A 10,468-nucleotide genomic window follows, 5' to 3' on the forward strand; every position below is an offset into this window, starting at 1 on the left:
CTGCACGACGGCGAGGCCATCGCCTACGTCGCGCTGGCCGAGCTGCTGCAGCCGGGGCGCGCCGCGCCGCGCACCGGCCAGGCCTCGGCGCTGGTCGTCGAAGGCGCCGGCACGCGCGCCGCGATCGGCGTCGACCGCATCCTCGGCACCGCCACGCTGGTGCTGYGGCCGCTGCCCGAACTCGCGCCCGCCACCGCGCTGGTGGCCGGCACCTCGATCGACGTCGAAGGCCGCCCGCAGATCGTGCTCGATGCCGACGCGCTGGTCGCGCAGGCGCAGGCCGCCGGCGTGGCCGCGCCGCCGCCGGCCGCGCCGCGCCTGCCGGTGCTGGTGGTCGACGATTCGCTGACGACGCGCATGCTGGAGCAGAGCATCCTCGAATCGGCCGGCTACGCCGTGCATGCCGCGGTGTCGGCCGAGGACGCGCTGGAGCAGGCGCGGCGCCAGCGCTATGCGCTGTTCCTGGTCGACGTCGAGATGCCGGGCATGGACGGCTTCAGCTTCATCGAGCACGCGGGCGCCGATCCGGCGCTGCGCGACGTGCCGGCGATCCTCGTCACCTCGCGCTGTTCCCCGGAAGACCGCCGGCGCGGCGAGCAGGTCGGCGCGCGCGGCTACATCGTGAAGAGCGAGTTCGTGCAGGCCGACTTCCTGCGCCAGGTCGAGCAATGGGTGCAGGTGCCATGACGCGCGTGCTGGTCGCCGAGGACTCCGTCACCGTGCGCAAGCGGCTGTGCGAGGTGCTGGCGGGCGACCCGGCGATCGAGGTGGTCGGCGAGGCGGCCAACGGCAAGGAGGCGGTCGCGCTGTGCCAGGCGCTGCGGCCGGACGTGATGACGATGGACATGATGATGCCGCTGATGAGCGGGCTGTCCGCCACCGAGTACATCATGGCGCACTGCCCGACGCCGATCCTGGTGGTGTCGTCGTCGACCAACCGCGGCGAGCTGTTCAAGACCTACGACGCGCTCGCGGCCGGCGCGGTCGACGTGCTCGACAAGGCGCCGGCCGACGCGGCCGAGGGCGCGTGGGAGCAGCAGCTGGTCACGCTGGTGAAACGGGTGGCGCGCATCCGCGTGATCACGCACCTGCGGGCGCGCCAGGCCGACCGGGTGCCGCGCGCCGCGGACCCCGGCCGGGCCGCCTGCCGCCTGGTCGTGCTCGGTGCCTCGACCGGCGGGCCGGGCGCGATCGTCGACGTGCTGCGCGGGCTGCCGGCCCCGCTGCCGGTGCCGATGCTGGTGCTGCTGCACATCAACGAGCCGTTCGGCACCGCCTTCGCGGAGTGGCTGGATGCGCAGACGCCGCACCGCGTGCGCTGCGCGCGCGACGGCGAACCGCTGGCCGGGCTGGCCGGGCAGATCGTGACCGCGCCGCCCGGCCGGCACCTGGTGGTCAGCGCAGGCGTGCTGCGCCTGACGCAGGAGCCGCCACGGCATTCATGCCGCCCGTCGGTGGACCGGCTGTTCGAATCGGTCGCCGCCGAGTGCGGCGCAGCGGCCGCCGCCGGCCTGCTGACCGGCATGGGCCGCGACGGCGCCGCCGGCCTGCTGCAGATCCGGCAGGCCGGCGGCGTGACGATCGCCCAGGACGAGGCGAGCAGCGTGGTCTACGGCATGCCGCGCGAGGCGGCGCTGCTCGGCGCCGCCGGGCAGGTGCTGCCGCTGGCCGAGATCGGCCCGGCGCTCGCGCGGGCGGTGCACACCCTCGGAGGACCGCTGCCATGAGCGACAGCGTGCTGATCGTCGATGACAGCCTCACGGTTCGCATGGACCTGCGCGAGGCCTTCGAGGACGCCGGCTTCGGCGTGCAGCTGTGTGCCACGGCGGCGGCCGCCCGCGCGGCCTTTGCGCGCGGTGCCGCCGACGTGGTGGTGCTGGACGTGCTGCTGCCCGATGGCGACGGCGTCCAGCTGCTGGGCGAACTGCGCGCCGCACCCGGCGCCGCGCAGGCGGTGGTGCTGATGCTGTCGAGCGAGGCCGAGGTGAAGGACCGCTTGCGCGGGCTGCGCACCGGGGCCGACGAGTACGTCGGCAAGCCCTACGACATCCACTTCGTGGTGGCGAAGGCGCGCGAGCTGCTGCGCGCACGCCGCGCGCAGGCGGTGCGGCAGGGCCCGACGGTGCTGGTGATCGACGACAGCCGGACCTTCCGCGAGGCCCTGCGGGAGGCGCTGGAGCCCGCCGGCTATCCGGTGCTGGTGGCGGCGAGCGGCGAGGAGGGCCTGCGCGTCGCCGCGGCCGAGCGGCCCGACGCGGTCATCGTCGACAGCGTGCTGCCGGGCATCGACGGGCCGACGGTGATCCGCCGGCTGCGGCTGGACATCGCGCTGCGCGCCGTGCCCTGCCTGTTGCTGACCGGATCGGAGGAGGGCACGGCCGAGGCGCGCGCGCTGGACGCGGGCGCCGATGCCTTCGTGCACAAGGACGAGGACGTCGAGGTGGTGCTCGCGCGGCTGGCCGCGATGCTGCGCAGCGCCGCCACCGGCCTGCCCGCGCGCAGCGGCAGCCTGCTCGCGCCGAAGCGCATCCTGGCGGTGGACGACAGCCCGACCTACCTCGCCGAAACGGCACAGCTGCTGCGCGGCGAGGGCTACGACGTGGTGGCGGCGCGCTCCGGCGAGGAGGCGCTGGACCTGCTGGCGGTGCAGAAGGTGGACTGCATCCTGCTGGACCTGCTGATGCCCGGGCTCGGCGGGCGGGCCGCCTGCCAGCGCATCAAGGCCGCGCCGGTGATGCGCGAGATCCCGCTCATCATGCTGACGTCGATGGAGGACCGGGCGACGATGCTCGACGCGCTCGAGGCCGGCGCGGACGACTTCATCCAGAAGTCCAGCGAGACCGAGGTGCTGAAGGCGCGCGTGCGGGCCCAGCTGCGGCGCAAGCAGTTCGAGGACGAGAACCGGCGCATCCGCCTGGAGCTGCTCGCGGTGGAGCACGAAGCCGCCGAGGCCCGCGCCGCGCGCGCGCTGGCCGACAGCCGCGCCGAACTGGTGGAGGTGCTGCAGCAGAAGCAGCATGCGCTGGAGGCGCTGAACACGCAGCTGGCCAGCGCCAACCAGGCCAAGACCGAGTTCCTGTCGACCATGTCGCACGAGCTGCGCACGCCGCTGAACGCCATCATCGGCTTCTCGGAGATCCTGCGCGAAGGCCTGGGCGGCGCGCTCGAGCCGCGCCAGCGCGAGTTCATGGTCTACATCCACGACAGCGGCAAGCACCTGCTGGCCCTGATCAACGACATCCTCGACCTGTCGAAGATCGAGGCCGGCAAGGCCGATCTCGATCTCGAAGCCATCGAGCTGGACGGCCTGCTGCACGGCGCGCTGGCGGTCGTGCAGGACCGGGCGGCGAGCCACCGGGTGCGGCTGACGGTGCAGGGTGCCGGCTGGCCCGAGCCGATCCGCGCCGACCGGCGGCGCCTGAAGCAGATCGTCTACAACCTGCTGTCGAACGCGGTCAAGTTCACGCCCGACGGCGGCGAGGTGGTGCTGCGGGCCAGCCGCGTCGACCGCCGGCAGGCCGGGCACGGGCTGCCGGGCTTCGCAACCGGTCGCCACCTGCCGCTGCCCGACAGCCCGTTCCAGTCCTTCCTGCAGATCAGCGTCACCGACAGCGGGATCGGCATGGCGCCCGACGCCCTGGACCAGCTGTTCACGCCCTTCACGCAGATCCGCAACGAGCTGACGCGCCGCGTCGAGGGCACCGGGCTGGGCCTCGCGACGGTGCTGCGGCTGGCCCAATTGCACGAGGGCACGGCGGCGGTGACGAGCGAGCCGGGGCGCGGCAGCTGCTTCAGCGTCTGGCTGCCCTGGCGCGGCAGCGCCGCCGCCGCGCCGGCTTCGGCCGACGCCGCTGCGCAGGCCGAAGCCGAGGCCGAGGCCGGCCTGCGGCCGCTGGCGCTGGTGGTCGAGGACGACCAGCAGGCGGCCGCGCTGATGCGCGTGCAGCTCGGGAGCATCGGCTTCCGGGTGCGCCACGCGCCGTCCGCGGAGGCCGCGCTCGCCCTCGCCGGCGACTGCCGGCCGGACCTGATCACGCTCGACATCCGGCTGCCCGGCATGGACGGCTGGGACCTGCTCGCGCGCATCAAGGAGCTGCCGACCTGGCACGACATCCCGGTGGTGGTGGTGTCGGTGGCCGACGAACACGAGATCGGGCTGTCGGTGGGCGCGTCGGCCGTGCTGCAGAAGCCGGTCGGCCGCGGCGACTTCGCGCACGAGCTGGCGCGCATGGGCTTCGCGCCGACGCCGTCGCGCGGGGTCAGCGTGCTGCTCGTCGACGACGACCCGGCCGCCGTCGAGCTGATGAGTGCCTACCTGAGCCAGCCGGGCTACCAGGTGCTGCGCGCCTTCGGCGGGCAGGAGGGGATCGAGCTCGCACGGCGCCACCGGCCCGACCTGGTGGTGCTGGACCTGCTGATGCCCGACATCGGCGGCCTCGAGGTGATCGAGGCCTTGAAGCGCGACTCGCACACCGCGAACATCCCGGTGGTGATGGTGACGGCGCGGCAGTTCAGCGACGAAGACCGGCAGCAGCTGGAGGGCCACGTGCTGAGCGTGGTGCGCAAGGGCGAACTGGGCGAGGAACGCTTCCTCGGCGAGGTGCGGCGGGCCTTCGGCCAGCCGGAACGGCTGGAACCGGCCGCCGATCCGTGAGGACGGCCGGCGGCGCGCGTCAGCCGCTGCCGCTGTCGCGCCGGTAGTCGGCCGGCGCGACCCCGCACCAGCGCTTGAACTRCCGGCTGAAGTGCGCGCCGCTCGCGTAGCCGAGCCGCTCGCCGACCTCGGCGATGCCGAGCTGCGCATCCATCAGCAGCAGCTTCGCGCGGCGCAGCTTCAGCGTCGAGCGGTACTGGCGTGCCGACATGCCGTACACCTGACGGAAGAGGGCATTGCCGTGGTCCGGCGTGTAGCCCAGGCGCCGGATCGCGGCCTCGAGCGAGGTCTCGGCGCCGCCGCTCTGCACCTCGCGCTCGATCAGCTCGGCCAGCCGGCCGGCGGTCTGCAGCGCGAGCTGCGGCACCGGCGCGGCGGCGATGTCCTCTTCTTCGAGCCCGCGCGTCAACGCGGCGAACAGCGCCATCAGCGAGGCGCCCAGCTCCAGCCGGTGCACCAGCGGCGACAGCGCCGCATGGTCGGCGGCCAGCGCCAGCATGCGCTGCAGCGCCGGCTGCAGCCGCTGCGTCAGCGCGCTGTCGGCCGCGAAGATGCGCGTGCCGGCACGGCACAGCAGGCGGCGCAGTTCCAGGTCGTCGAGGTCGAAGTGCACGCAGTACAGGCGCGCGGCGACCGGCGTGCTCGACGCATGCGCCTCGAACGGCGTGATCAGCAGCAGGTCGCCGGCCTGTTGCGCGAGCGTGCGGCCGGTCAGCCGCACCTGCTGCTGGCCCGCGAGCAGCAGGCACAGCTCGAAGTACGGATGGTCGTGGCGCGGGTACTGCCAGCGCGGGCCGACGCGGCGCGTGTGCGCGTCGGTCATCGTGACGGTGGTGCGCACGTCCGGCTGCTTGGCGTAGTCCGGCAGGGCGGTCTCGGGGCGGACGGGGTACATGAAGGAGTGGGTCGATCGTCGCGGCTCAGGGCAAGCCCGTCCCGCATCGGGACATGGCCCGGCACGGGCGGCGCTCGCAGAATCGCGACCTTACACCGAGGCTGCCGATGAATCGCTTTTTCAACACCCAGCATGCGCCGGTCGGCGCCCACGCCAGCCTGACGCTCGGCTTCCCCGGCGCCCGCGGCGGCATGGACCTGGAGCTGTGCGGCGCGCCCGGCCAGTCGGTGCTGGTCGCGCTCGAATCGGCGCAGCAGCCCGGCCTGTTCGAGACGCTGCCGTTCTGCGAGCCCCCGGACGATGCGGAACGCCAGCGCTTCGTCAGCGACCAGGGTGATTCGCACCTCGGCGTGTCGGGCCTCGGCGCGCGGCTGTTCGCGCTGGACGAGGTGCAGCGCGAGTTCTCGCTCGCCACCGACAGCTGGCAGGCCGGCGACCTGCGCTTCACGCTGTACACGCCGGTGCGCGACCTGCCCGATCCCGATACCGGCGAACCGCTGGCCGCGAAGCGCGCGTTCGTGCCCGCGGTGCGCGCCGAGATCGAGGTGGACAACCGGGCCGGCACGCGGGCCCGCCGGGTCGCGGTCGGGCTGTCGGGCATCGATCCGCTGCGCGGGATGCGCCATCTGTCGCTTGACCAGGGCGCTGGCATTGGCGACGGCCTGGAGCAGGGCTTCGCCACCGACGCGCCCGGCGCCTGGTCGGGCATCGGCTTCGACCCGCTCGCGGTGCTGGGCGACCGGCACGCGAGCAACCGCGCGACGATGCTCGGCCGCTGGGGAGTGGTCTGCGCCGAAGTGCCGGCCGGCGAGCGGCGCACGCTGCGCTTCGCGTTCTGCTTCCACCGCGCCGGCGTCGTCACCGGCGGCATCGCGACCCGCCAGCTCTACAACCGCTGGTTCGATTCGGTGGAGTCGGTGGCGCGCTTCGCGCTGTCGGATTTCGACGAGGCGGTGCAGGCCAGCCGCGCCGCCGACCAGCGGCTCGCGGCGAGTGCGCTGTCGCCGGCGCAGCGCTTCACGGTCGCGCACGCGACCCGCTCCTACCTCTACTCGACCCAGCTGCTCGAACGCGACGGCCGTGCGCTGTGGGTCGTCAACGAGGGCGAGTACAACATGCTGAACACGCTCGACCTGGTGTCCGACCACTCGCTGTACGAAGGCCTGCACCACCCGTGGACCATCCGCAACGTGCTCGACCAGTACGCCGCCGGCTACTCGTACGACGACGAGGACGGCGTCAGCTTCACGCACGACATGGGCGTCGACGGCATCTTCTCGCCGCCGGGCCGCTCGGCCTACGAGCGCGCCGGGCTGACCGGCTGTTTCTCGCAGATGACCACCGAAGAGCTGCTGAACTGGACGCTGTGCGCCGGCCTGTACGTGCACCAGGGCCGCGACCTCGCCTGGGCACGCCGCCACGCCGCGCTGCTGGAGCGCTGCCTGCAGAGCCTGGAGCGGCGCGACCACCCCGAGCCGGCCCGGCGCAACGGCGTGCCGCGTGCCGACAGCAGCCGCTGCGAGGGCGGGCGCGAGATCACGACCTACGACTGCCTCGACCCGTCGCTCGGCCAGGCCGCCGGCAACACCTACATCGCCGGCAAGGCCTGGGCGGCGCAGGTCATCCTGCAACAGTTGTTCACGCAGCTCGACCGGCCGGCGCTGGCCGAACGGGCCCATGCGCAGGCCCGGCGCGCCGCCGCGACGGTGGTGGCGGTCACCCGGCCCGACGGCCTGATCCCGGCGCTGCTGGAAGCGCCCGACGACGACGCGGTGATCCTGCCGGTGATCGAGGCGCTGGCCTACCCGTGGTTCGCCGGCTGCCGCGACGCGCTGGCAGCGGACGGCGAATACGCGCCGTACCTCGCCGCACTGAAACGCCACGTCGGCGAGCATGTGCTGCGCGAGGACACCTGCCTGTTCCCCGACGGCGGCTGGCGCATCACCTCGCGCAGCGACAACACCTTCCCGGCCAAGGCCTACGTCTGCCAGTTCGTCGCCCGCGAGATCCTGCAGATGGACCTGGGCGCCGCCGGCGCCCGCGCCGACGAGGCCCATGCCGCCTGGCAGCTGCATCCGGAGCTCAGCGTGCACTGCTGGAGCGAGCAGGTGAAGAACGGGCTGGTGTTCGCGGCCAAGTACTACCCGCGCGGCGTCAGCAGCCAGATCTGGCTGACCGAGGGTTGACCGGGTTCACGCCGGCCGCCTTGTTTGAAACCAAACGTAAGCTGTGCGACAGGACGAGTACCAAAGCAGACCGGTATATAACCAATTCAATACCTGTTGATCGCTCGCATTGACGACCGATGGCACCGGCTTGGCGGCTGGAGCCAGCATCGTTACGTTTCTGAAAGCGCTCGCATCTTGTTGCAAGACACACGTCGCTGCCTGTGAAGGCGGCTTCGAGAATTCCCTCAGTGCTTCGTTGTCAACAACACTGAAAGGGACAGATCATGAAGAGCGTGGGAATGACCGTGGTGGCCGTGGCCATCGGCGGTTTGTGGTCGCAGGTGCAGGCAGCGACCCTGCAGCCGGCGACGGCGGCCGTGGCCGCACAGGCCTCGTCGTTCGACGGGATGCTGCTGGCGCAGGCCACGACGGCCCCGGCCTGGCAGGAAGGCGTGACCTACACCGCCGGCACCATCGTCAGCTACAACGGGGTGCTGTACGTCGCCCTCGTGACCCACACCGCATGGGCGGGCACCAACTGGAACCCGGCCGCGACGCCGACGCTGTGGTCGCCGACCGGCTCTGCCCCGGCCCCGGCGCCCGCTCCGGCACCTGCTCCCGCGCCTGCGCCGGCCCCCGCGCCGAGCCCGGCGCCCGCCCCCGCGCCCGGGACCTGCGCGATGCCGTGGTCGGCCAGCACCGCCTACAACGGCGGCGCAGTCGTCAGCGTCAACGGCGTGAACTACAAGGCCAACTGGTGGACGCAGGGCMASAACCCGTCSWCCAACARCGGCCCGGTCGGCAGCGGCCAGCCGTGGACGGCCACCGGCAACTGCAGCACCGCCCCGGCGCCGGCACCGGCCCCCGCGCCGTCGCCTGCCCCGGCTCCTGCACCCGCACCGGCGCCGGCCCCGGCTCCCGCTCCCGCGGGCGACCTGCCGGCCGGCGCGCTCTCGGCCAACCAGAGCAAGCGCGTCTACGTCGGCTACTACCCGAGCTGGAGCGACAACTGGTTCGACGCCACCGGCAAGAGCCCGGCCGAGGTCTACAACGCCAGCAAGCTGGCGCGCGTGCCGGCGACCTACACGCACGTGATGGCCTCGTTCGCCGACCCCAACTTCTCGTGGGCCGGCATCGCGACGAACAGCTTCTCGGGCACCGGCATCAACTTCAACGCGACGCCGCGTGACATCAAGGCCGCGATCGACGTGCTGCACAAGCGCAACCAGAAGATCATCCTGGCCGTGGGTGGCGCGACCTACAACAACTGGGGTCCGATCGCGGCGGAAGGCGCGGCCGGCGGCGGCCCGATCATCAACGCCCTCGCGAAGATCCAGACCGAGATGGGCTTCGACGGCCTGGACGTCGACTACGAGGTCGACGGCGACGTGGACCGCTACGCCAACGCCATCAAGGCGCTTCGCAAGGCGGTCGACCTGGCAGGCGGCGGCCGCGTGCTGACGCTGGCCGGCTGGTCGAGCGGCGCCGATTGCACCTCGGGCACGACGGCCGACTCGCGCTGTGCCGGCAAGCTGTCGTACTGGGGCGGCAACGCCGGCCGCGAACGCGGCGTGGTGCTGAAGTATCCGGCGACGGCGGCGATGCTCGACCTCGTCAACGTGATGAGCTACGACGCCCGCTACGAGCACTTCGACGGCGTGGTCGCGTACAACCAGTACCGCAGCCTCTACCCGTCGTCGACCATCGTGTCGATCGGCTTCGAGCCGGCGCCGGAAGGCTGGGCGGGCGGCCAGCTGGTCATCAACGACGGCGACGCGCAGTGCGAAGGCTCGCGCAACCTGCAGGACCAGTACGGCGCCACGCTGAACCTGCCGTACTCGGTGCAGCGCTACACGACGGCGGTGCTGAACAGCACGGCGTCGAACCGCAACCCGCGTGACGGCGCGATGCTGTGGGCCATCATCAAGCCGGCCAGCGGCTCGTGCGGCAGCGCCGCATTGGCGGCCCCGGGCACGGTGGGCCAGAAGGTCGGCAACAGCTTCGGCCTGCCGGTCGACCCGCTGCTGCAGTCGGCCGACTGGAAGTAGACAGGGCCCCCCAGTCGCTGCGCTCCTGCCCCCAAGGGGCGCCGCCTGGCGGACCGGCAAAGCCGGATCCGCGGGCGTAGCTGGATCCTTCAGCGCCTTCTCCCTTCGCGGGGGAAGGCGTCTTTCATTTCAAATTCGCTATCCGCATGACCTGATCCGGTTTCATTCGTTGCGACGGCCGCGCCGCGTGCCCATCATCGATGCTCACTCTCACCCCGAGGTCATTCATGAGCATCACCGCCATCAACGTGCGCAACCAGTTCCGCGGCAAGGTCAAGGAAATCATCGAAGGCCCGGTCGTCTCCGAGATCGACGTCGAGACGCCGTCCGGCCTGATCGTCACGTCGGTCATCACGACGCGTTCGGTGAAGGAGCTGAAGCTGGCCGTCGGCAAGGACGTGATCGCGCTGGTCAAGTCCACCGAGGTGTCGATCGCGACGCTCTGACGCAGCGTCCGAAGGAGACGGCGCGATGGCATTCCACGGCAGTCCGGTGCGCGTGCTGGTGATTCCCGGCTTGCGCGGCAGCGGTCCGGCGCACTGGCAGAGCTGGCTGCAGGGTCACTTTCGCCGCGCGGTGCGCGTCGAGCAGGACGACTGGGACAGCGCCGACCTCGAGGCCTGGGCCATCCGCATCGGCGAGACGCTGGCCGCCGAGCCGGCCGGGCCGTGGGTCGCGGTGGCGCACAGCTTCGGCTGCCTGG

Annotated in this window: 8 protein-coding genes; 7 read left to right on the top strand and 1 reads right to left on the bottom strand. The window is 72.3% G+C overall.

Annotated elements, in window-relative coordinates; genetic code table 11:
- The 3 genes from AC1D12_RS13760 to AC1D12_RS13770 form a co-directional block, all read left to right on the top strand.
- Positions 1-687 (top strand): response regulator (locus tag AC1D12_RS13760; RefSeq protein ID WP_477840980.1); only part of this gene is annotated, 687 nt, incomplete at its 5' end.
- Positions 669-1,727 (top strand): chemotaxis-specific protein-glutamate methyltransferase CheB, encoded by a 1,059-nt coding sequence (gene cheB / locus AC1D12_RS13765; protein ID WP_465110145.1) that lies wholly within the window; start codon positions 669-671, stop codon positions 1,725-1,727. The genes AC1D12_RS13760 and cheB, both read left to right, overlap by 19 nt.
- A complete protein-coding gene (locus AC1D12_RS13770) occupies positions 1,724-4,654 on the top strand; it encodes a response regulator (RefSeq protein ID WP_477824596.1) in 2,931 nt (976 codons plus the stop codon). Before cheB ends, AC1D12_RS13770 begins: the two co-directional genes overlap by 4 nt.
- A gap of 19 nt (positions 4,655-4,673) precedes the next feature.
- On the opposite strand, the gene AC1D12_RS13775 is transcribed toward AC1D12_RS13770, so the two are convergent.
- Positions 4,674-5,549 (bottom strand): AraC family transcriptional regulator, encoded by an 876-nt coding sequence (locus tag AC1D12_RS13775; RefSeq protein ID WP_477840982.1) that lies wholly within the window; start codon positions 5,547-5,549, stop codon positions 4,674-4,676.
- Between the two features lie 107 nt (positions 5,550-5,656).
- On the opposite strand from AC1D12_RS13775, the gene AC1D12_RS13780 reads away from it, so the two are divergent.
- The 4 genes from AC1D12_RS13780 to AC1D12_RS13795 form a co-directional block, all read left to right on the top strand.
- Positions 5,657-7,735, top strand: coding sequence for a glycoside hydrolase family 52 protein (locus AC1D12_RS13780; RefSeq protein ID WP_477824597.1), 2,079 nt, complete (start codon positions 5,657-5,659; stop codon positions 7,733-7,735).
- 266 nt (positions 7,736-8,001) lie between these two features.
- A complete protein-coding gene (locus tag AC1D12_RS13785; RefSeq protein ID WP_477824598.1) occupies positions 8,002-9,765 on the top strand; it encodes a carbohydrate-binding protein in 1,764 nt (587 codons plus the stop codon).
- A gap of 227 nt (positions 9,766-9,992) precedes the next feature.
- Complete coding sequence (locus AC1D12_RS13790; protein ID WP_047503889.1) at positions 9,993-10,211, top strand: TOBE domain-containing protein; 219 nt, start codon at positions 9,993-9,995, stop codon at positions 10,209-10,211.
- A gap of 25 nt (positions 10,212-10,236) precedes the next feature.
- A partial coding sequence (locus AC1D12_RS13795) for an RBBP9/YdeN family alpha/beta hydrolase (RefSeq protein ID WP_477840984.1) occupies positions 10,237-10,468 on the top strand: 232 nt, incomplete at its 3' end.

This window comes from Rhizobacter sp. P1_G5 (assembly GCF_056405435.1).